Genomic DNA, 20,415 nt, shown 5'->3' with positions numbered 1-20,415 from the left:
CTCCTAGCCCCGCGGCGTTGCCTGGCCAAGTTTGCTTGAAGGCTCTCCCTCCCTGATGACTACCAACGGAATCGCAACGCACGTCCGGCAGGCCGGATGGTCTATCGCAGACCAGTGTGTCGGTGTCGCCGGATATCTTCTATAATCCAGATTATAATAATCGTGATTATAAAAGCGAACGTACGGCCATGGACCACTTTATCGGGAGGGGAAAGGAGCTATGGCTGCTGAACGCGAACTGGACAAGCGTTCGGCATCGCTCGTCGTCGCCTATGGCCGCCGCCGGATCGGCAAGTCAAGGCTCCTGCGCCAAGCTGCCGTCGGCCGCAACGAAATCTATTTCCAGGCGACGCGGGTCTCCTCAGTCCTGAACATGGAACAGTTCAAGCTTGAGGTGGCCCGGGTTCTTGGCCCGTCACCCGTCCTGGCGTCGCTCGACAACTGGGAGAGTATTTTCCACTTCGTAGCCGAAGCAGCCAAGGCCAAACCGGGCACTGTGGTCACGATCGACGAAGTCCTGTACCTCGTCGATCAGGACAGCGCTTTACTATCGGTGCTCCAACGGTTCTGGGACTCCGGGGCGGCACGGGCGGGAAACCTCAAGATCATCCTGTGCGGTTCTGCCGTCGCTCAGATGGAGGACCTGCTGGCGGAAACGAACCCGCTTACGGGCGCGTGACGCTGCGCCTGGAGGTGCGGCAGTTGCCCCCGCGCGACCTTCCGGGGTTCTTTCCGGAGTACAGCGCCGAGCAGCTCACAGAGACCTACGCCATTTTCGGCGGCGTGCCGTACTACCTGACCCTCTCCGACCAGCATGCAAGCCTGCGCGAAAACGTCATCAATCTGCTCCTGACAGAGACCGGGACCCTGATCGACGAACCTAACACCCTTCTGCTGCGCAAGCGAGTCTTGCACAAATTAGGCATCATGAATTTGGCCCGAAAACCAGGCACTTAACGTGCAATTGGTGGTCTTTGCTGCCTAATGCCGGACAGTTCCTGATGTAATTAAGGTGACAGCTTCGCAAGGCTTATTGCAAAGCGCGCAGTGACCTAACTGCATTTGCGCGGCTCGGTAATTGTGCGTTGCACAAAATTTGACGCGCGGTTAGCGTTCTTCCGCTGCGGGAATCGGGCTTGGGTAATACGGGACGAAGCAGTGAGAACCAATGCTTCGTCGAAAGTGCATTCATACCTGAGGATCCTGATGACCGTTACGAATACCGACAAAGCCGGCGCTACTAGTCTCGAGGCGATCGCGCGAAACGGCAGTATGCTACGTCGCATGGCCGTACGCATTCCGACATATCTGTCGGATCTTCGCGAGAATCCAGCGTGGCTGCCGATGTTCGTGCTCGCCCGCACTATGCCGGCACGGAGAATGCACTGGCGTGGTGCAAAGCCTGTTCGAGCGTCGCAGAACGGCCGGGAAACAATGTTTGTCGGCGTCAATCGCCAGGACGTTGTCGATGCGCTGCAGTCGGATGGGCTTTTTTCCGGACTCGTTTTGCCGAAATTTATCCATGAGGACATCGCAGCTTTCGTCCGGTGCACACCTTGCTTTGGCAATTTCGATCGCCGTCTCGAATTCATGCCGGCGGATCATGCGGAGGCTGAGGCTCGATTCGGCCGTCCGTTACTCAGCGGCCACTATTTCGAGCGCATTCTCGGCTGCAAGGCGGCACTCGCCGTTCAAAACGATCCGCTGCTCATGAATATCGCTGCACACTATCTCGGTGGCCAGGCGAAACTGATCACCACGCGTGTTTGGTGGAGCTTCCCCACCGGCCAGGCCTCAGACGCCGACAGGAACCTGGCATCGCTCGGCAAATACCACTTCGACCTCGACGACTGGCGAATGTTGAAGTTCTTCTTCTACCTGCTGCCGGTCGACGAGGGCACCGGTCCGCATGTCTATGTCCGCGGCAGCCACAGGCGCCGCGCGCTCAAGCACCAGCTGACGCTTCTCGTCGGCCACCCCGCGGAAGAGATCCTGGACGTCTATGGCGAGCAAAGCCCCGTGACCCTTATCGGAGAGGCGGGGCTTGGCTTCGTCGAGGATCCGTTCGGCTTCCACATGGGCACCGTGCCGGCGCACACGCCGCGGCTGATGATGGAAGTCGGGTTCGGCGTTTCGCCACCCTCGCGGCGACGCTTCCACGGCGAGCCGGTTATTCGCTGATTTCCAAGAAGTCCCGAAACACCTTATCCCAGACGAAGACCAGTGCCTCGTAGGCCGATAAGCAATGGCACCATCCCGGAACAATCGGCGTCCACGGACGGCGTTTTCCGCCACATGGTGCCATTGCAACTATTTTCATCTGTCTACGCAGTCCACCCTCGCGGACGACGCACCTAGGAGGAACGGCGTCACGGAGCTCAATCATCTGTTAGAAGCTCCGGTTTTCCTCCGCTTTCTGGGGAGCTGACAAAACCCTTATTCACAGATCTTGCTCGAGTTTGCGCTTTGCACCTGCCTCAAGCTGCAACAATTCGGTCTGGCCTCCCTCGTCGGCGATCCCGACTCAGATCGGGCTGCCAGAGACCGAGATCGGAGGCGCGCAACCAGGCGGTCTCGTAGCGCCCAATAGGTCTGCCTCCGCAAGAATTCCCACAGGTAGGGATAGCGACCTCACGATGCGGTCCCGATAGCCCTTGTTGTACCTCAGACCCGACTCGATGTTTTGGATTTCCTCGGCGGATAGTCCGCTCGTCACCGCCAGGTCCTCGATCGAATATCCAAGGTGTTCACGAAAAGCGCGAATGATGTGGGTCCCCTCTGACATAGCCATCAAAACCGGCTCGGGAATGCGCGAATCCTTCATAGACACCTCCAAGAAGACCAAGGGCGCCCTGATAAATCGGTAGACTTGTCCCCGACCTGGCGCTCCAGCAATTCAAAAAACGGACGTCGAATAGGCCCGGTCGGCCTCGTCCATGAATGGGCCGCCTGAAATTGGCGGGCAGATCGGGATATGGCGGTTCACTCGATTCTGATCAAGTCCAAGAACCTGCCTGCCCCTCAGCTGGCCTGGTCGGCTGTACCCGCATCACGCCCTATGGCCAGCGGCTCATCATGGCTGACGGCCCTCTTGAACCGTGTCCAGTGCTATCGCGGCACCGTTTTATTCTATTGCGGATCACCGGCAAAAAAAGCGCTGTTAACCAGATTTTTCTAAGCCGCCAATACAAACTCGCCGGCTCAACGGGTGAGGTGATGGATGTTTGATTCGAACATAAGCGCCTTTCCGCTGCACCGGCGGCGGAAGTTGGTCGAAGGTATCGCCCGGATCCTGGAATCCAAGAACGGGGAAGACGCGAATGCCTTCTGGCGCAACACCGCCAAGCAAATTCTCGTTCAACTGTCCGCATCAGGAATTTCACCCAGGCTGGCCGAACAGGAAGTTGGAACGCTTCTTCATGCAGTCTTAAGCAATATAGCCACCCGGAGTGCTTCGACGCTTGCATGATAGCATCGGCTCGCGACAAAGGACTACTGAAGGCGCGCTCGGCAAGGCGATACTGGCTGGAGCTCACATTGGCCGGGCCAGAGCGGCCCGACCCACCAGCCACAATCGGCCGACACGGCCGACATCGCACCGCTGTTACAACAGCACAGCGGGCACCCGGACGCTGCCGGGTTGACTATGGGTCTCGGAACCGCAAAAAGGGGGCGCTCTTCGTGAGTGGCGTGCGCCGGCAGTCTCGCCCCAAGCCCCCGCCCAGGCTGCCGGCGCGCTTCTAGGAATGCCCAACGCCTTGTCCGACCATGCGTCGATCAGGTCCTCGAGCAGGCAGCGGGTGTAGGCATCGCATGCGCCTCCGCCTGGCGAGAGGCCTTGCACTTCCTCCAGCGAGGAAAGCCGATTGCCATCGGTGCGCCAGTTTTGGTGTTTGGCCAACTGCCATCTGCGATCTCGTGTCGACCCGCCGAGTGAGCTGTGGAAGCTCCTCCTGATTGCAAAAGGGTAGGGCGGCTAAGAGGTGATCGTGATCGATCCTCACGCCTCCGATTCGGCGCGGTAGGCTCCATTCGCGTGAGGGGAAGACGCGGTGCATGTGCGCTTTGCGAAATCGCCGGAGCCGTTTTCGAGCATGACACTCATGCCGGCGATGTCGGCACCGATGCAGGATATCAAAAACGACAAGCTGCATTCTAGGCAAATGCTAGCCCGCTTGATGCACGGCGATGAGCTTTCGGCGGCCTGAAGCGGCGATCTGGTTTCCTTTGCGCTGCGTTTTCCCAAACCTCATCAGGCGCCGGCGGTGATCCGTCGTGGATGAAGGCGAGGGTTTGCGGGTTGAGGTCAGCGGGTTTGTTCCGGGACGTCTGCGCCCCATCGTTTATGTCGCGAGTTGCGGGATGCGACTGAGGACAAAGCGCAAAATACGCTGATCCGGGCAGGATGTCGTCAGGTGTGGGCGAATTTGGGTTTTCAACTCTACCACGCGCCTCTCACTGTGACCTCGATCACGCGCGATCAGGGATCGCTAGATAGGTCGCCGGATGCAGCGAACGGCGCCAGCATTCGGCGCTCGGATCACACCTGCGGCCCTCTGCCGCCACGCTGACAGCAACACACGGCTGCGCAATTCTACCGGCCCCGGCGATCGCCTGTTGCCCAATCCGCTACCAGGCGCGCAATTCTCAACCGAGGACTCTGGCGTCAGCCCGGTGCCCAGTTGGTCACAGCATTTTGTCCGCGTCCGATAGACGACAATCTGTGTTCAGGTCCAGACATCCTAAGGGTTAGGATCAAGCCGGCCAGGGGCGACTCCTCCGATTTGTGGTCGCTGCTCACAATCTTTTTGGTGGCATGCCAATTGCATATTCATAGCCATGATACGTGTTCCGACATGGCTCGTCGCGCAGTCTTTAGCCCAGGAGTTCACATGACATTCGTCCGAACGCAATACAGGCTGCGCATCCCGTGGGACGCCCTAGCTCCGTTGGACCTCGCTGCGATCGGCAGACAGGATCGCTATCCCGCAGATCGCTTTCAGGCTGTCAGCTAGGGCTGCCATAAGGGTTCTCGTAAAACAAACATTCAGGAGAACTTATGACTCGACCCATGAATATCTGCTTCGCCGGCTCTCCCAATGGCACATAACACCAGATCCTCTTCAAATCCGTGATGATCCAAAAGGAAAACGAAAAATGCATACCTCAGAAAAAGACGCTGTGGCGCGCTCGAGGCTCCTGAAATTGCGCTCTCACTGGCCACGAACGATACTTGCTGCCACGGCATTGGCCATTGTAATGACCGCTCCAGCTCCAGCCGTCACCCAAGACGCTGACAAGCACTACTCCGACCAAAGCTTATTGGTTGGTGAAGACTGGATAAGTTGTATACTTGGGGCATTGTGCATTGGCGATCCAGAGGTCCTCGAAGACCTGCCGTCACCTAGCCCGCTTGATGCACGGCGATGAGTTGCGGGATGCGACTGAGGACGATGCGCAGGATGCGCTGGTCCGGGCAGGATGTCGGCAGGTGCAGGCGAATTTGGGTCTTCATCTCGACCACGCGCGCGCGGCGATCTTGATGAGGCGCAATCGCAACGTGTCGAATTGGGCGACGGCAAAGCTGGAGCGTTTCGGCATAGCGGCGCGCAGGCCCCACATCATCCAGTAGGCGCCGGCATGCAGGAACAGCCGGAACTGGTTGGCCGTCGCTCTGGTGCAGGAGGTGCGGTCGGCGGCAAGATGAGTCTTCCACGACTTGATGTGGTTCTCGGCCGCGCCGCGCCGGCAGTAGAGGTCCGCGTAGAGCGCCTTGACCTTGCCACCGGCAAGGTTGGTGACGATGAAGCGGATGTCGGCACCTTGGGCGCCGACCTCGACGCGGGCGATGATGTGCTCGACGCGGCTTCAACTGGCGGCCCCATCCAGGAACTCCTTGAAGCGGCGGACCTTGTTCGTCTTCGCCGACGCTTCAAAGCGCGCCAGCGTGCTGGCTTCCAGATCCGCGACATGCTTGCGCAAGGTTGTGGTGGGCGCCACGCCGAGGATGAAGTCAACATCGTTGGCGCGGCACCAGTCGATGACCGACGGACTGCAATAGTGGCTGTCGGCCCGGATCAGGATCCGGGTGTTTGGCCAATTGCTGCGGATCGCCCGCACCAGGCGGCGCACGTGAGGGCGGATTTCTGCCCCGCTCGGCCGCTTGGCCGGTCGCAGCACCGCACCGACGAACCGGCCGTCGCCATCGAACACCACGATCGGCTGGAAGCCGTACTCGTCGTGATGGGCGTTGAACAGACGAAGCTACTGGCCGCCGTGCACGGCGTCAAAGGTGTCGTCGATGTCGAGCACGATCCGCTTCGGTACCTGCCGGAAGGAAGTGCAATAGAGATCGACCATTGCCCGCCCCATCGCGACCAGTTCCCGCACGCCGGGCAGGTTCTCCAGCCGGCACATTGTCGATTGCGACGCCAGATCCCGACCCGAAGGGGGCGCGTCCTGAGCCATCTTGAAGACCGGATCGGAGCGCAGCCGGTTAGCGTCATTGCCGTCCTCATAGCCGGCGGCGATCATCTTCATGCGAAAGCCGATCATGTCGGCCAGGCTGTGGACGACTTGGTCCGGGCAGCGCGGATCGTCGATGCAGCGCGCCAGACGGTCGGCCACACGCAGCCGCTTTTCCACTTCGGCCAGAGCCAGAACGCCGCTGTTGGACGACAGCATGCCGCCGTCGAAACGGGCGACGACGGACTTGCCGCCGACAGATGACAAACCGCTCAGCGGCAGCGTAGGATCGTGCATGGCGGGTGTGGTCTCTGGAAATGATTAGGATTGGCGCAAGCAACCAAATCCTACGGCGTTTCAACGGCTTGCACCACATCCGCCAACCCTCATGAATCAGGCTAGCTGACCGGCATATGTCCGGCCTCCCGCAAGGCGCCTAGGAAGAGAGCGGCATGGTCGTCGACATTAATCTTGGCCTGCATCGACAGGGGCATGCCGGTCCAATTCTCCAGTGGCGCGGTCAAACCCGAGAAAATTCCACCGACAATGCAATGGCGGATAACAACGCCTTGTATGTCCAAAGTCAGCACGCCGATCCGGTCACTTGGATATCGGATGGCCGCGATCCGCTGGACCGCCGCGTCACCGTCCACCCGCACGTCGAAAAGCAGTATACCACGGCTCCTGGCGGCTATCGCCGCGGCTTTTTCAGTGAAGCACAAGGAGAGCGAGCGCACGCTTTCGACCGCCATCTGGAAAACCAGCGTATCCAGTTCATCCGCAGCCATGGCGGGTAATTGCGCGCAACACAGGGTGATTGCAACGACGCACACGGCTTGTTCACAGATGTCGGCCCAAGACCGATCGTTTGGTTTGGGTTGCCGGTCGGCCACTGACTGACGGCGTGCTCCGATTCGAGCCAATCCTGAAGCTGAAGGCGCGGGCTGTTAATGACGTTGGGCTTCCGCTCGATGCGCATTAACAAACCCGGTTCCTTCAGTCCTCGAAGCTCGGCCACTTGGCGCTTGATCGAAGCGTCGAGAACCTTGTTTCTGAAGGTCCGGGCCTCTTTCAGAGTCTGTTATGCCTGGATCTTGGACATGCAGTGAAGTGGGCCGTCTATCAGGTTCGTGTTTCTTGCAGGCTCAGCCCGCTTCAGCACAGCGGCACGTCAGCGCATCAAACTCGTCCTCAGTTCACAAACGAGGCTCCCTGGGGTACTGGGAGAGCAGAGAAATCTCCGGTCGCAGCCTACCCGGTCAAAACAGGAACCCCCAACGATGAAGACTCTCGTCGTCTGCTCCGGCGGATTGGACTCCATCTCCCTTGCTCACAAGGTGGCAGCGGAGCACGAACTCGCCGGCCTCCTATCCTTCGATTACGGCCAAAGGCACAGCAAGGAATTGGACTTCGCCGGCCTTTGCGCGGAGCGTCTGAACGTCCCGCACCGCATCATCGACATCCGCGAAATCGGCCGCGGCCTTTCCGGCTCCGCGCTGACCGACAATGTGGAGGTACCCGATGGGCACTACGCCGAAGACATGATGAAGGTCACGGTGGTGCCCAACCGGAACGCCATCATGTTGGCCATCGCCTTCGGCTTCGCTGCCGCGCGCAAGTCCGAAGCGGTGGCGACGGCCGTGCATGGTGGCGATCACTTCATCTATCCGGACTGCCGGCCAGCCTTCATCGACGCCTTCCAGATGATGCAAGACCGCGCGCTCGAAGGCTACGCGAATATTCGCCTCTATACGCCTTATGTGAATCTCACGAAGGCGGACATAGTTGAGGATGGAGCCCGACACGGCACGCCATTTGCGCAGACCTGGTCCTGCTACAAGGGCGGCAAGCGTCACTGTGGACGGTGCGGGACCTGCGTCGAACGGCGCGAGGCGTTTCATCTCTGTGGGCACCCAGATCCCACCGACTACGAGGACGCCGACTTCTGGCTCGACGCGTTGCGCAGGAGGAGCGTCTAATGTTCCGCATCACCAAGGAATTCCACTTTTCGGCCTCCCATCAACTCACGTCCTTGCCGCCTGACCACCAGTGCGCGCGCCTGCACGGGCATAACTACATCGTCGAAGTGGAGCTATCGGGCAAGGAACTGAACGAGCACGGCTTTGTCCGCGACTATCACGATTTGGCACCGCTCAAACGTTATATCGACGATAAATTCGACCACCGACATCTCAATGACGTGCTGGGACATGAAAAGGTTACCGCGGAATGTCTGGCCAGACACTTTTATGAATGGTGCAAGGCACGCTTGCCCGAAACCACGGCCGTGCGGGTTAGCGAAACGCCGAAAACATGGGCCGAATGCCGGCCATGACCGATACGCATCCCGCAATCCGCGTGAGTGAGATTTTCGGGCCGACGATCCAGGGCGAGGGCGTGCTCATCGGTCTGCCGACGGTCTTCGTCAGAACCGGCGGGTGTGATTATCGCTGTTCCTGGTGCGACAGTCTGCATGCGGTGGACAGGCAATTCCGGCATGAATGGGAGATAATGTCCTCCGACGCGGTGTGGCAAAACGTGGTCGCGCTTTCCGGCGGCCGCCCGTTGATGGTTTCGCTATCAGGCGGCAATCCGGCTATCCAGCCTTTCGGTGCTCTCATCAAGCGAGGCCATGATGAGGGCTACCGATTTGCGCTGGAAACCCAAGGTTCCGTGGTCAGGGAATGGTTCGCCGAACTTGACGTGCTGGTCCTCAGCCCAAAGCCGCCGTCAAGCGAGATGAGGACCGATTGGGCCACTATCGAGGCATGCTTCCAGGCGGCGCAGGACAAGCCGCAAGTCGTGCTGAAGCTCGTTGTTTTCGACGAAAATGACTATGCGTTTGCCAAAGAGGCCGCCGCAAGATTTCCGCGACTTCCAGTCTATCTGCAACCCGGCAATCACACGCCGCCACACCCCGGAAATGAAGACGCGCCTGTCGACGTTGATGGAATAATGAAACGCATGGAGTGGCTGGTTGATAGCGTAACACGCGACAGGTGGTTCGAAGCCCGCGTGTTACCACAGCTGCACGTTATGCTCTGGGGTAACAAACGAGGCGTCTAGGCAGCACTCGCCGGGGCGACAGCCTTCGGCATCCCATAGGGGTCTTCCTCAATTTGTGTGGTTCATTCGCCGTTAGAGATGGTGCCGCTATGGGCGGGCATGCGAACGAAAACGAAATGGTCGCCCGGCCCAGGGGTCAAAATTCTCGGTGTCGCGCTCACTGATGATGACAGTTGGGTTGTTTCCGCTGCTGGACCAGCGTTCGGCCTCTGCCCCGATTGCGGACGGCGGACCCGAAATCGGCATGGCTGGTTCAACCGCAGCCTTCAGGATCCCCCGGTGCAAGGCAAAACCGTGACGGTGAAGCTTCGGCTGAGTCGCTGGCGGTGTACGCATCAGAAATGTCGACGACAAACGTTCGCCGACCGGCTGCCGACGATCGCTTACCCTTACGCGCGCCGAACAAGGAGGGTCGCGGAGATTGTCGGTCTGCTCGGCCATAGCGCCGGCGGGCGTGCTGCAGAACGTCTGATGAACCGTCTGGGCATGCCAGTCAGCGACGCGATCCTGCGGCACCTCAAGCGTCATGCGGTACGCAACAGGCCGGTCTCTTCCCGGATTGTCGGTATTGACGACTGGAGCTGGCGGTCGATGCCGTCAGAAACGCAATCGAGTTCCCCTTGGAGCAACGGCCAGACTGAAGGGCAGATCAACCGCCTCAAGACCCTCAAGCGCGCCATGTACGGCCGAGCCGGTGCCGAACTCCTCAGGGCAAGGATGCTGCCGATCCATGTCCTCGATCACCACACAAATTGAGGAAGACCCCGATTAGCTGCCAAGCGACAACGTGAGCACGCGGCTACGGGAAGAGGGGTCGACCTCTCGGATACCGCTTGATCGGGCAGTCAAGCGAGCTACCGCTCAGGAAGCCAGTGGATTCAATGTTAGAGGACATTCGGCCTTCACGAGTGATTTTTCGGCCCTGGACGACTGCTGAAGCTGTCTTCGGGCGGAGCCTCGCCAGCTCTCTCAAGGAGAGGATCGACTGCGGGGAACAGCTCACGGTCGCGCAGCATTGTCGAGAGCCGCGTCGGAGAAAGCAATGGCTCGTATTCTCGCAATCCAGCTCTTGCCCACTCACACATGCGCGTCAGTTCGGTTTCACTGTCCTGCCCTGCATTGACAGCATAGGTATCGATCCAGTTCCTTAGGTCGGCAGCACGCTTTCTTTCCTCAATGAACTGTTCCAGCATGGCCAGGCGTTCGCTCTCACGTCGACGTCGCTCGATAGCTTTTTCCTGCAACTGAGCGGGCTGGGGAGTTCGGCTGGGATTGGAAGCGTGCACTTGTGACCTGTCATTGAGATGCCTACGCGGGGCAAATGGAGAATGGCCAAGTCTATCCCTCATTCAGCTTGAAACCGCCCGATTCCTGCGCTGAGACTTCGCTTAAGGGGTCGGAACAAGAACTGTTTGCGTGTTCCGGTGATGCGGACGGCTATTCCGATTTGAAACCGAGCGGAGCGCTTTGAGCGGTGGCGAGACGAAGAGATTGCGCAGAGAAGATCGAAGCGAAGCGCCATGCGAGCCTAAGCGGGGGCGCGCCGACGCGGATTCGGTTGCGCGGCTTTGGTCGGAGAGCGATTGGGCGTAGTTTTTTCGCCAGTCACGGAGAAGTCATCGCTTCCGCTCTGTCGTAGCCATTGAGCTTGTAGACAAGGGTCGAGATCAACCAGCTGAGGACAAATATTCCGGCAACAATGTAGCCGAAGATGGTCAGGTCGCCATTGACGTTGCCAACGACATTCCACACCCTCCCTTGTAAGCTCAGCCTGTCGGCAATCAGTCCAAGCGTCTCGATACCGCCGATGAAGATGGCGATCACCACGGATGCGGCCGTAATCGTCATGTTGTACCAGAGTTTGCGTATCGGATTGACAAATGCCCAGCCGTAAGCGCGGGTCATCAGCACGCTGTCGATCGTGTCCAAGAGCGACATGCCGGCGGTGAACAGAGCCGGAAAGACCAATATCGTCCAGAACGACGTACCGGCTGCTGCCTGCGCCGCCGAAATGCCAAGCAGGCCGATTTCGGTTGCGGTGTCGAAGCCGAGCCCGAACAGAAAGCCGACCGGGTACATATGCCAGGAGCGTGTGACGACACGAAACATTGGCCGGAAAATGCGGGCGAAGAAGCCGCGTCCGGCCAGCAGCGCCTCCAGATCCTCCTCGACCATGGGTTCACCGCGTTGAGCCTTCGAAAAGGCCTGCCAGATGCCTTTTAGGATGAAGAGGTTCGCGATGCCAATGGCGAGCAGGAACAGGGCCGAGATGCAGGTTCCAATCATGCCGCCTAGATCGTGAAACCTTTCCAGCCGGCCCTGAAGTGCTGCGGCCGTGCCGGCGATCGCCAAGGATGCCAGTACGACGATCGTGGAATGGCCTAGCGAAAAGAACAGACCAGCCGAGAAGGGGGCCGTCTTCTCGCAAGCTCATGCAGGACCACATTGTCGATCGCAGCGATGTGGTCGGCGTCGAAAGCATGCCTCAGCCCAAACGTATAACCGAGCAAGGCCGTGCCGAGCAGGGCAGGGTGATGGGAAAAGGCAAACCAGGCCCATGCCCACGCGGCAATGTTGGCCGCGATCAGAAAAACGCAAGTGAGCACCGCCTTGGAGCGCAGATGGTCGGGCCGGTCGTCGAACAGGCTGGCGATCATGATTTAGTCCCCACTCGCGTAGCGCGCAGCCTCGGCCAAGGATGACCACTCACCTGCGTCATCTTTTTTTGGCTTTTTGCCTAGCTTTTGTGTGCAGCGGACCTTTGCGGCGCAATCGAAGAGGAATGGCCAAGGGATCGCCGATGGCTGCGTAGCCAGCCGTACCACTGGTCGACGCCTTCGCCGTTGCGCACCGACAGAGCTATCGCCTCGATTGCTGGGTTGACTGCACGTGCATTGGCCAGTGCGACATCCATATCAAAATCGACATAGGGCAAAAGATCGGTCTTGCTGACGATCATGAGGTTGGCGGCCTGGAACATGTTCGGATATTTGAGTGGCTTGTCCTGTCCCTCGGTTACCGACAGAACGATGACCTTTGCATGCTCGCCCAGATCGAACAGCGCGGGGCAGACGAGATTGCCGACATTTTCGATGAGCACCATCGCACCGCTGGGTGGTCTCAGCTCCTCGAGAGCCTGCGCGACCATGTCAGCCTCGAGGTGGCATCCCGTTCCAGTGTTGACCTGAACCGCCGCTGCCCCCGCGGCGCGAATGCGTTCGCCGTCGTTAGCGGTGGCCTGATCGCCTTCGATAACGAAGATCGGGATTTCGTCCTTGAGGTCCTGAATTGTCCGTTCCAGCAACGTCGTCTTGCCGGCACCAGGCGAGCTGACGATGTTCAATGCCAGGATTTCCCGCCCCTCGAACCAGCCTCGGTTGCGCATGGCGAGCTTGTCGTTCTTGGCAAGCAAGTGGGCCTCAAGCTCGACGACCGTCGTCCGGCGCCCATCCGCATGATGGTGCTGATGGTCATCATGATCGTGATCATGATGATGCTGGCAATCACCCTCATGGTGATGGGAATGGTCATGGCTGTGCGGATGATCATGTCCGTGGGGGTGGCCATGATCGTGGTCGTGGTGATGATATCCGTGCTCATGGTCGTGCGCATGCCCCTCGCCATGGCCGTGGGAATGCAAATGGCCATGATCATGCTGATGATCATCGTGATGGTGTTCAGGGTGCTCGCGATCTCCCAACGGCCGGACAAGGCCCGTCTGTAAATTCAGCATCCTGGCGTCGGAGTTTGATCCGCATCCGCAGGTCGCGCACATCAGGCAGCCTCCTCCAGTTCCATTTCCCTGATCTTCAGTTCCTCGCCGGCCAGGCGCTCGAGCAATCGCGAGCCGCAGCCACATGCCTGGTACAGCGTCGAGGTTTCGAATTCGGCGCCGCAGCCGCGACAGCGGCAGCGGCCGGTGATCTCTCTGATCTCGAGCAAGGCGCCTTCAAGCGCCGTCCCCTTCGAGACGACATCGAAGCAGAAGGACAGTGCATCCGGCATAACCCCGGCAAGACGCCCGACATCGAGCGTAACGCGTCTGACACGGCGGCCCTTCGCCGCCTCCTCGACAATCGAAACGATGTTTCGGGTGATGCCGAGTTCGTGCATGGTTCCTCAACAAATCCGCGGCAATTGTTCGCCAACCAGCATGTCGACGATGCGCTTGCCGCCGAAAGTCGTCTTCATCGTCACGCGACCGGCTTCCCCGGCATAAGCATGCCCGATGAGCATGGCGCACGCGCCGTGCGGGTGCTCGCGCATCGCTGCCAGCGCCGCGTCGATCTCGGCTGGTGGAACCGCGATGACGATCTTACCTTCATTGGCGAGATAAAGTGGGTCGAGACCAAGGATCTCGCAAAAGCCGCGGACCTCTTCACGTAGCGGCGTCGCGGCTTCCTCGATTTCGATCGCCACGCCCGATGCCTCGGCCATTTCGTTGAGCACAGTGGCGATCCCGCCGCGTGTCGCATCTCGGATGGTGCGCGTTCCGGGAGCCGCTTCCAAAATCGTATCGATCAGCCCGTGCAGCGGCGCGCAATCGCTCTCGATCTCCGTTTCCAGAGCAAGATCGCCGCGCGCCGCCAGGATCGCTGCGCCGTGGTCGCCGAGAAGCCCGTTGACCAATATGCCGTCGCCCGGCCTGATGGCGCCGATTGCAAGATCGATGCTTGCCGGAATCACACCCACGCCCGTCGTGGTGATGAACAGTTTGTCGCAGGCGCCGCGCTGCACGACTTTCGTGTCCCCGGTAACGATCGCGACGCCCGCCCGCCGCGCTGCGGCCGCCATCGACTGGGCGATGCGACGCAGCTCGTCGATCTTCATGCCTTCCTCGATGACGACGGCGCAGGACAGGTAAAGCGGCTTGGCGCCGCCGACGGCAAGGTCGTTGACAGTGCCGAAGACCGCCAGCTTGCCGATGTCGCCGCCGGGAAAGAACAGCGGATCAACGACGAACGAGTCAGTCGTGAAGGCAAGCCTGTCGCCCTGGGCAGCCAGCGCGGCAAGGTCGATGCGCGCCTGGTCTTCAAGCGCTTGCGGTTCGGCAGAGGCAAAGGCGGTGACGAAGACGTCGTCAATCAAGTCCTTCATCGCCTTGCCGCCACCGCCATGAGCAAGCGTCACTGCGGGCACGTGGATACGGCCGAGCTTGCGGGGAGGGGGAGACATGACATTCATGGCGCAGCCGGCACCGTTTCGGGCCGTTCCTGCCGCTTCACACCGCCATATTGGTAATAGGCCGCGCAGGCACCCTCCGGCGAAACCATCAGCGCACCAAGGGGCGTTTCGGGCGTGCAGAGCGTGCAGAATACCTTGCACTGCCAGGGTTTGAGCACACCTTTCAGAACCTCGCCGCACTGGCATGATTTCGGGTCGGCGATCTTGATGTTGGGAATGGCGAACTTGCGCTCGGCGTCAAAGCGCGCATATTCATCGCGCACCCTGACCCCGGAATGGTCGATGGAGCCCAGCCCGCGCCATTCGAAGAACTCCCGCAGCTCATAAACCTTTGCCACGGCCGCCAGCGCAGGATCGTTTCCTGCTTCGGGCACGATGCGCGTGTACTGGTTCTCGATCTCGGCGCGGCCCTCCTTGATCTGCTTTAAGATCATCCAGATCGACTGCAGCACGTCGAGCGGTTCGAAGCCGGCGACAACCATGGGACGCCGGTAGAAATTGGCGATGAACTCGTAAGGGGCTGTGCCAATCACCATCGAAACATGCCCGGGCCCGAGGAAGCCATCGAGATGGAGATCAGGGCTGTCCAAGATCGCTTTGATCGTCGGCACGATGGTTATGTGGTTGCAGAAAACCGAGAAGTTCTCGATGCCATCGGCTTCCGCCTGCAGCACGGTAAGCGCAGTGGAGGGCATGGTGGTCTCGAAGCCGAGGCCGAAGAACACCACCTCGCGGTCGGGGTTCTTGCGCGCCAGCGCCAGCGCGTCCATCGGCGAGTACACCATGCGCACGTCGGCGCCGTCGGCCTTGGCCTGCATCAGGCTCTTGCGCGAACCAGGCACGCGCATGGCATCCCCGAAGGTCGTGAAGATGACACCTGGCTGTTCGGCGATGGCAACGCAGTCATCGACCCGTCCCATCGGCAGCACGCAAACCGGGCAGCCCGGCCCGTGGACGAGTTCAATTCCCGGCGGCAGCATGCCCTCCGATCCGTATCGAAAGATCGAGTGCGTATGCCCGCCGCAGACTTCCATGATGTTGAGCGGTCTCTGCTTCGTCACCTCAATCTGGTCGCACAACTTCTCGATCTCACGCACAAGCGTTGCGGCCTTGTCGCGATCGCGGAATTCGTCGGCAAATTTCATTGGACTTTTTCCTTCCTGGCCGAAGAGCCACGATCGTCGGCGAGCAGCGTGTGCACGAGGTCCCACATGATGTGGTACGCCGCGACGTGGCACTCCTGGATGCGGTGGATCGAGGTCGACGGCACGATCAGACAATGGTCGACGGCGCCGGAAGACTTCATCTTGCCGCCGTCGCCGCCCGCGAGTCCGATCGTGGCAACGCCCATCTCCTTGGCCTTCACGAAGGCGGCAATGAGGTTTTGGGAATTGCCGCTGGTCGAGATGCCGATCAGGGCATCGCCCTTGCGCGCATGCGCGACGAGCTGGCGCACGAAGACATGGTCGAAGCCGAGATCGTTACCGACGGCCGAGATCATGGCAAGGTCGGCGACAAGATTGGTCGCGGCCAGCGCCGGCCGGCCCGCCGTGACCGGATGAACGAACTCCACCGCGACATGGCTTGCATCACAACTTGAGCCGCCATTGCCCATCGAAAAGAGCTGGCCACCGCTGGAGTAGACGTCGGCCAGCGTGCGCGCGGCGGCCACAAGAATCTCTGCCTGACCGCCGAAGAATGCCTCATTCGTTTCGCGCGAATCGCGTGCCTTTTCGGCCACCGAATGCAGCAGGGCCGTCTGCAGCTTGGCGGGATCCTGTGTCTTGCCATGAAGAAACGGATAGAGCCCGCTTAATGTGCCTTCATTCGACATAGCTGATCTCCCTAGTGAAGGGCGGATTGACGCATTGCCTCAATTTCTGCCTGCGCCTCGCCAAGTTCTGTGAGGATCTTCAACGTCTCAGCCGCCTCGTTCTCATCGATACGGCTCATCGCAAAGCCGACATGGACAAGCACCCAGTCGCCGACGCAGCTCTCCACGGGGTGCTCGGCGTCGACGATGCAGGCGATGTTGATCTGGCGCCGGACGCCGCTCACGTCGACGATTGCAAGCTTACGCCCGGCATCGTCGATCCTTATGATCCGTCCCGGAATACCGAGGCACATGGGCTTCCTCCTTCTGGCCGGATTTTCCCGGCGACCATAGAATGCGCGGCAGCGATTGCCGCCTGGCCGAGCGCGACGCCACCATCGCCGGCGGGCACCTCGGCGTGGGTGAGGACTTTGAAATCCATCTCCTCAAGCCGGCGCAGGGTCTCCTCAAGCAGGATGCGGTTATGGAAGCACCCCCCTGAAAGGACGACGATGTCAAAGCGCGGACCCTGCTCGTCGTCGCGGCGCGAAAGTTTCAGCGTCATCGCCGCGAGTGTTTTGGCCAATCCCTTGTGAAAGCGTGCCGCCATCACGCCCGCGGGTGTCTGCAAGATCAGATCCCCAAGCAGCGCGTTCCACATCGCGAGCGGCTCGATATAGGGCAGGCCGCTGTCCTTCAGATTGGGGATAGTGAGAGGATAGGCGAGTTCGTCGCACTCTACGGCCATGGCTTTTGGACAAACGATCGCCTCCAGCCGCATCGCGGCCTCGCCTTCATAGGCCTGGCGCTCAAAACAGATGCCAAGCGCGGCCGCGACGGCGTCGAAGAGCCGGCCGCATGAAGATGCCGGGGCGGAATTGACGCCACCCTTGATCATGGCATCGAGCGTGGCGCGCGGCTTGCCGGCAAGCAATTGGAAGACTTCAAGCTCGCTGAAATTCATCGCAAGCTGGGCCCAGCTCATCTCGGCCATGAGGTGGGCGTAAAGATTGCGCCAGGGTTCGCGCGAGGCCTGCGCGCCGCCAGGCATCGCCACGGGTTTGAACGTGCCGAGCCTGTCGAAATCGCGATAGTCGGCAAGCATGAACTCACCGCCCCAGATTTCGCCGGCAGCTCCCAAACCGAGGCCGTCGAGCGCGATGCCGAGCACCGCGGGTGCATCCAACGGCCGGTCGTTTTCGGCCAGGCAAGCGGCGATGTGCGCATGGTGATGCTGCACCTCGAAAAGCGGAAGGGCTTGTGAATGCGCGCGCTGTCGGGCTAGCTTGCTCGAGACATATTCGGGGTGCCTGTCGCAGGCCAGCGCATCTGGCCGATGATCGAACAGATCGGGGAAGAGTGAGAGGTTCTTGCTGTAGTCGTCGAAGGTGGCCGCGTCCTCCAGATCGCCCTGGTGCTGCGAGAGCACCGCGCGGCCGTCCTTGACTATGCAGAATGTTGCCTTCATCTGCGGGCCGAAGGCAAGGATCTGCGGTGCGGACTCGAAACCGCGCGGCAGGCGAATCGAGGCCGGCGCATAACCACGCGCGCGGCGAAGCATCCGCACCTTACCAGCGGCCAGACGCACAACGCTATCGTCAACGCGGTTGGCGATCTCGCGGTCGTGGATCAGCGCGAAAGACAAGATTGCGCCCAGTTTTGACGCCGCTTCGGCATCATCGGTCACCTGCGGTTCTTCGGAAAGATTGCCGCTGGTCATCACCACTGGACGCGTCATGCGGCGGAACAACAGCACGTGCAGAGGCGTCGACGGCAGCATGAAGCCGTAGGTCGCCATGCCCGGCGCGATACTTTCGGGCAGACGCAGCGGCGCCGAAGCAGCAAGCAGCACGATCGGGGCGGCGGCGGAGCGCAGCGCCTGTTCTTCCCCAGGCGAGACGGCGCAGTATTTGCGGATCACGTCCATGTCGCGCGCCATCAGAGCGAAGGGCTTGCGCTCGCGCCGCTTCAATTGCCTTAGCCGGTCCACGGCATCGGCGCGCGTAGCGTCGCAGGCCAGCTGGTACCCACCGAGCGCCTTGATGGCGACGATCTCGCCTTTCTGCATAAGGCTCATCGCGGCATCGACGTCGTCGAGCATGGAGTGCTGCTCGTAACTCACCGCGCGTCCGTCGAAGCGGATCAGCCTCGCCTTCGGTCCGCAGGCGTGACATGCGATCGGTTCGGCGTGAAAGCGCCGGTCAGCCGGGTCGGCATATTCAGCGGCGCAATCGGCGCAAAATGGAAACGGCGCCATCGTGGTTGAGGCACGGTCGTAGGGCACGCCTTTGACAATCGTCAGGCGAGGGCCGCAATGGGTGCAGTTGGTAAAGGGATATCGGTAGCGCCGCGCGAAGGGGTCGAGCACCTCGGCCGCGCAAGCGGCGCAAATGCCCGCGTCCGGCGAGATTTCCGTGCAAGCTTCGCCGGTCGTGCTTGCGATGATCCTGAAGCCTTCGTCCAGCCAGCCGACGAAAGGCGCCACCTCGATCGCCTCGATGGCCGCCAGCGGTGGCGGCTCGCACCGCAACCGCTCGACAAGACGAGCAATATCGTCGCGCGGCCCGCGCACCCGGATCAAAACCCCTTCACCGTCGTTCAGCACTTCACCGTCGAGTAGAGCCTCTTGCGCGAAACGCCACACCGCCGGACGAAAGCCGACCCCCTGCACGCGTCCGCGTACGCGGATCTGCACGCTTTCGTGCCGGTCCGCGGCCTGCCGGGCGGGGAGGGCCGTCATGGCGCCGCCTCCCAAAGCAACACCCGGTTGTTCCCGGTGTCGGCTACTGCGACCAGGTTCTCATGCACCGCGATCGCGAATGGCCAGCAGAGGCTATCGCGGGTGGCCGCCTTCCAGCGATTGTCGCCCTTGAGGCCGAATCCGTTCTGCCCTGCCAGCATGGTTGCCGGAGCGTCCATATCGAGGCCAGCGAGCGGGAAACCCACAATGCGCGAATTTGCGGTATCGGCGCAAATCAATGTGCCTTCGCGAACGGCGATGCCATAGGGCATCTGCAAAGCCCGCTCGCTCGGGTCGTACGCGGCGCGATTATGATCGATAGCCTCAAAGTTCTTCTGGCCGAGAATGAAGCTCGCCGGCGCGCCGTCTGCATTGGGCATGCCGTTCCAGGCCATGATGCGGCTGTTTCCAGCATCGGTCACAAAAATCCTGCCGCCGCTTACCGCGACCGTATGCGGCCAGCGCATGCCGGAAGCACTTGCGCCGGATCCGGCGTTGTCGTCGCGTGCGAACATGTCCGGCTGACCGAACACCAAATCCGCCGGCTGGCCGTTTGCCTCGGGCAAGGCGTTCCAGACCAGAACGCGCCGGTTGCCGGTATCGGCCACGAAAAGGCGTCCGTCCGCAATCGTCACGCCATAGCACCAGTTGAGCGTATCGGGGCCCGCCAGGGCGCCGCCGCGATTGGCGAGTCCGCAGCCGAAGTCTTTCTGCCCGAGCACCAGCTCCGCCGGCTGGTTGGAGTGCTCGGGCAGCGACGTCCAGATCAGGATGCGATGGTTCCACGCGTCCGCCACGGCCAGGACGTGACCGTCACTGGCAATGCCGGTCGGCATGTTCAAAGTCGCGGGTCCGGGCTTGTCTCCAGCGTTGCGGCCTTCCGCGAAGAAGTCCGGCTGGCCGATGACAAAGTCTGCCGGCGTGTTGTCGGCTTGCGGGAGCTGGCGCCAACCGAGCAGCCGATGATGACCGGTGTCGGCCACAAGGAAAGCGCCGCCCGGCGCAAAGCAGACGCCGCGCGGCCCGAACAATGTCGAGGGACCCGGCGCGACCGGCACCGGCAGGCCGTTCGCAGCGACATGGTGGCCGAGCACGATGCTTGCGCCGGCGGGATCGAGCAGCGGCGCGGCCGGTAAGGGGACCGGGC

19 protein-coding genes and 3 pseudogenes are annotated in these 20,415 nt (G+C 60.8%); 9 read left to right on the top strand and 13 right to left on the bottom strand.

All coding sequences use genetic code 11. The annotated features are described in order from the left end of the window. The first annotated feature begins 220 nt into the window (after positions 1–220). The 3 genes from RFM52_RS20685 (at position 221) to RFM52_RS20675 (ending at position 2,181) form a co-directional block, all read left to right on the top strand. A complete protein-coding gene (locus RFM52_RS20685; RefSeq protein WP_320297855.1) occupies positions 221–679 on the top strand; it encodes an AAA family ATPase in 459 nt (152 codons plus the stop codon). Then, on the top strand, positions 676–957 hold the full coding sequence (locus tag RFM52_RS20680; protein ID WP_320297854.1) for an ATP-binding protein: 282 nt from the start codon (positions 676–678) through the stop codon (positions 955–957). The genes RFM52_RS20685 and RFM52_RS20680 overlap by 4 nt, the downstream gene beginning before the upstream one ends. A gap of 249 nt (positions 958–1,206) precedes the next feature. Continuing rightward, entirely contained in the window at positions 1,207–2,181 is a 975-nt protein-coding gene (locus tag RFM52_RS20675) for a hypothetical protein (RefSeq protein WP_320297853.1), read from the top strand. Between the two features lie 343 nt (positions 2,182–2,524). Here RFM52_RS20675 and RFM52_RS20670 read toward each other — a convergent pair whose 3' ends face one another. Beyond that, positions 2,525–2,785, bottom strand: a complete 261-nt coding sequence (locus RFM52_RS20670; protein ID WP_407046055.1) for a helix-turn-helix domain-containing protein — start codon at positions 2,783–2,785, stop codon at positions 2,525–2,527. Between the two features lie 435 nt (positions 2,786–3,220). On the opposite strand from RFM52_RS20670, the gene RFM52_RS20665 reads away from it, so the two are divergent. Further along, positions 3,221–3,469 (top strand): DUF6074 family protein, encoded by a 249-nt coding sequence (locus tag RFM52_RS20665; protein ID WP_320297852.1) that lies wholly within the window; start codon positions 3,221–3,223, stop codon positions 3,467–3,469. A 1,935-nt stretch (positions 3,470–5,404) separates the two neighbouring features. On the opposite strand, the pseudogene RFM52_RS20660 reads toward RFM52_RS20665, so the two are convergent. Next, a pseudogene (locus RFM52_RS20660) lies at positions 5,405–6,762 on the bottom strand (IS1380 family transposase). A gap of 101 nt (positions 6,763–6,863) precedes the next feature. Further along, positions 6,864–7,253: a hypothetical protein gene (locus tag RFM52_RS32825; RefSeq protein WP_407046143.1), complete on the bottom strand. Its 390-nt coding sequence runs from the start codon at positions 7,251–7,253 to the stop codon at positions 6,864–6,866. A gap of 492 nt (positions 7,254–7,745) precedes the next feature. On the opposite strand from RFM52_RS32825, the gene queC reads away from it, so the two are divergent. The 4 genes and pseudogenes from queC to RFM52_RS20635 all read left to right on the top strand — a co-directional run. Then, positions 7,746–8,444 (top strand): 7-cyano-7-deazaguanine synthase QueC, encoded by a 699-nt coding sequence (gene queC, locus RFM52_RS20650; RefSeq protein ID WP_320255957.1) that lies wholly within the window; start codon positions 7,746–7,748, stop codon positions 8,442–8,444. After that, the gene (queD, locus tag RFM52_RS20645; RefSeq protein WP_041003134.1) at positions 8,444–8,800 is read left to right on the top strand and encodes a 6-carboxytetrahydropterin synthase QueD; all 357 of its coding nucleotides are present in this window, start codon (positions 8,444–8,446) and stop codon (positions 8,798–8,800) included. The genes queC and queD overlap by 1 nt, the downstream gene beginning before the upstream one ends. Continuing rightward, positions 8,797–9,531 (top strand): 7-carboxy-7-deazaguanine synthase QueE, encoded by a 735-nt coding sequence (gene queE, locus RFM52_RS20640; RefSeq protein ID WP_320255956.1) that lies wholly within the window; start codon positions 8,797–8,799, stop codon positions 9,529–9,531. The genes queD and queE overlap by 4 nt, the downstream gene beginning before the upstream one ends. A gap of 99 nt (positions 9,532–9,630) precedes the next feature. Then, positions 9,631–10,131, top strand: a pseudogene (locus RFM52_RS20635) (transposase family protein); the annotation flags it as partial. A 302-nt stretch (positions 10,132–10,433) separates the two neighbouring features. Here RFM52_RS20635 and RFM52_RS20630 read toward each other — a convergent pair. The 3 genes and pseudogenes from RFM52_RS20630 to hypB form a co-directional block, all read right to left on the bottom strand. Then, complete coding sequence (locus tag RFM52_RS20630; protein ID WP_320297851.1) at positions 10,434–10,724, bottom strand: hypothetical protein; 291 nt, start codon at positions 10,722–10,724, stop codon at positions 10,434–10,436. A gap of 412 nt (positions 10,725–11,136) precedes the next feature. Next, positions 11,137–12,188 (bottom strand): annotated as a pseudogene (locus RFM52_RS20625) (HoxN/HupN/NixA family nickel/cobalt transporter). A gap of 80 nt (positions 12,189–12,268) precedes the next feature. Further along, entirely contained in the window at positions 12,269–12,943 is a 675-nt protein-coding gene (gene hypB / locus RFM52_RS20620; protein ID WP_407046053.1) for a hydrogenase nickel incorporation protein HypB, read from the bottom strand. Between hypB and RFM52_RS32820 the strand changes: the two genes are divergently transcribed. After that, complete coding sequence (locus RFM52_RS32820) at positions 12,944–13,255, top strand: hypothetical protein (protein WP_430694937.1); 312 nt, start codon at positions 12,944–12,946, stop codon at positions 13,253–13,255. A 50-nt stretch (positions 13,256–13,305) separates the two neighbouring features. Here the strand turns inward: RFM52_RS32820 and RFM52_RS20615 are convergent, their stop codons facing one another. Genes RFM52_RS20615 through RFM52_RS20585 form a run of 7 tightly spaced genes read right to left on the bottom strand, consistent with a single transcriptional unit; the run spans position 13,306 to position 20,362 of the window. Continuing rightward, entirely contained in the window at positions 13,306–13,644 is a 339-nt protein-coding gene (locus RFM52_RS20615) for a hydrogenase maturation nickel metallochaperone HypA/HybF (RefSeq protein ID WP_320255952.1), read from the bottom strand. A 6-nt stretch (positions 13,645–13,650) separates the two neighbouring features. Next, positions 13,651–14,715 (bottom strand): hydrogenase expression/formation protein HypE, encoded by a 1,065-nt coding sequence (gene hypE, locus RFM52_RS20610; RefSeq protein WP_320297849.1) that lies wholly within the window; start codon positions 14,713–14,715, stop codon positions 13,651–13,653. Continuing rightward, the gene (hypD, locus tag RFM52_RS20605; protein ID WP_320297848.1) at positions 14,712–15,860 is read right to left on the bottom strand and encodes a hydrogenase formation protein HypD; all 1,149 of its coding nucleotides are present in this window, start codon (positions 15,858–15,860) and stop codon (positions 14,712–14,714) included. Before hypD ends, hypE begins: the two co-directional genes overlap by 4 nt. Next, entirely contained in the window at positions 15,857–16,549 is a 693-nt protein-coding gene (locus RFM52_RS20600) for a D-sedoheptulose-7-phosphate isomerase (protein ID WP_320297847.1), read from the bottom strand. The genes hypD and RFM52_RS20600 overlap by 4 nt, the downstream gene beginning before the upstream one ends. Before the next feature lie 11 nt (positions 16,550–16,560). Continuing rightward, on the bottom strand, positions 16,561–16,842 hold the full coding sequence (locus tag RFM52_RS20595) for a HypC/HybG/HupF family hydrogenase formation chaperone (protein ID WP_320217095.1): 282 nt from the start codon (positions 16,840–16,842) through the stop codon (positions 16,561–16,563). Then, positions 16,812–19,268 (bottom strand): carbamoyltransferase HypF, encoded by a 2,457-nt coding sequence (gene hypF / locus RFM52_RS20590; RefSeq protein WP_320297846.1) that lies wholly within the window; start codon positions 19,266–19,268, stop codon positions 16,812–16,814. The genes RFM52_RS20595 and hypF overlap by 31 nt, the downstream gene beginning before the upstream one ends. Beyond that, complete coding sequence (locus tag RFM52_RS20585) at positions 19,265–20,362, bottom strand: NHL repeat-containing protein (protein ID WP_320297845.1); 1,098 nt, start codon at positions 20,360–20,362, stop codon at positions 19,265–19,267. Before RFM52_RS20585 ends, hypF begins: the two co-directional genes overlap by 4 nt. Positions 20,363–20,415 lie beyond the last annotated feature (53 nt).

It is taken from the genome of Mesorhizobium humile (genome assembly GCF_033977215.1).
Taxonomy (GTDB): Bacteria; Pseudomonadota; Alphaproteobacteria; order Rhizobiales; family Rhizobiaceae; genus Mesorhizobium; species Mesorhizobium humile.
This window is presented reverse-complemented; position numbering and strand designations above follow the sequence as displayed.

Bases quoted from the DNA above. Each gene is read 5' to 3' on its own strand.
- RFM52_RS20685 (WP_320297855.1), top strand. From the start codon at position 221: ATGGCTGCTGAACGCGAACTGGACAAGCGTTCGGCATCGCTCGTCGTC.
- RFM52_RS20675 (WP_320297853.1), top strand. From the start codon at position 1,207: ATGACCGTTACGAATACCGACAAAGCCGGCGCTACTAGTCTCGAGGCG.
- RFM52_RS20670 (WP_407046055.1), bottom strand. From the start codon at position 2,785: ATGTCAGAGGGGACCCACATCATTCGCGCTTTTCGTGAACACCTTGGA.
- RFM52_RS20665 (WP_320297852.1), top strand. From the start codon at position 3,221: ATGTTTGATTCGAACATAAGCGCCTTTCCGCTGCACCGGCGGCGGAAG.
- RFM52_RS32825 (WP_407046143.1), bottom strand. From the start codon at position 7,253: ATGGCTGCGGATGAACTGGATACGCTGGTTTTCCAGATGGCGGTCGAA.
- queC (WP_320255957.1), top strand. From the start codon at position 7,746: ATGAAGACTCTCGTCGTCTGCTCCGGCGGATTGGACTCCATCTCCCTT.
- queD (WP_041003134.1), top strand. From the start codon at position 8,444: ATGTTCCGCATCACCAAGGAATTCCACTTTTCGGCCTCCCATCAACTC.
- queE (WP_320255956.1), top strand. From the start codon at position 8,797: ATGACCGATACGCATCCCGCAATCCGCGTGAGTGAGATTTTCGGGCCG.
- RFM52_RS20630 (WP_320297851.1), bottom strand. From the start codon at position 10,724: ATGCTGGAACAGTTCATTGAGGAAAGAAAGCGTGCTGCCGACCTAAGG.
- RFM52_RS20615 (WP_320255952.1), bottom strand. From the start codon at position 13,644: ATGCACGAACTCGGCATCACCCGAAACATCGTTTCGATTGTCGAGGAG.
- hypE (WP_320297849.1), bottom strand. From the start codon at position 14,715: ATGAATGTCATGTCTCCCCCTCCCCGCAAGCTCGGCCGTATCCACGTG.
- hypD (WP_320297848.1), bottom strand. From the start codon at position 15,860: ATGAAATTTGCCGACGAATTCCGCGATCGCGACAAGGCCGCAACGCTT.
- RFM52_RS20600 (WP_320297847.1), bottom strand. From the start codon at position 16,549: ATGTCGAATGAAGGCACATTAAGCGGGCTCTATCCGTTTCTTCATGGC.
- RFM52_RS20595 (WP_320217095.1), bottom strand. From the start codon at position 16,842: ATGTGCCTCGGTATTCCGGGACGGATCATAAGGATCGACGATGCCGGG.
- hypF (WP_320297846.1), bottom strand. From the start codon at position 19,268: ATGACGGCCCTCCCCGCCCGGCAGGCCGCGGACCGGCACGAAAGCGTG.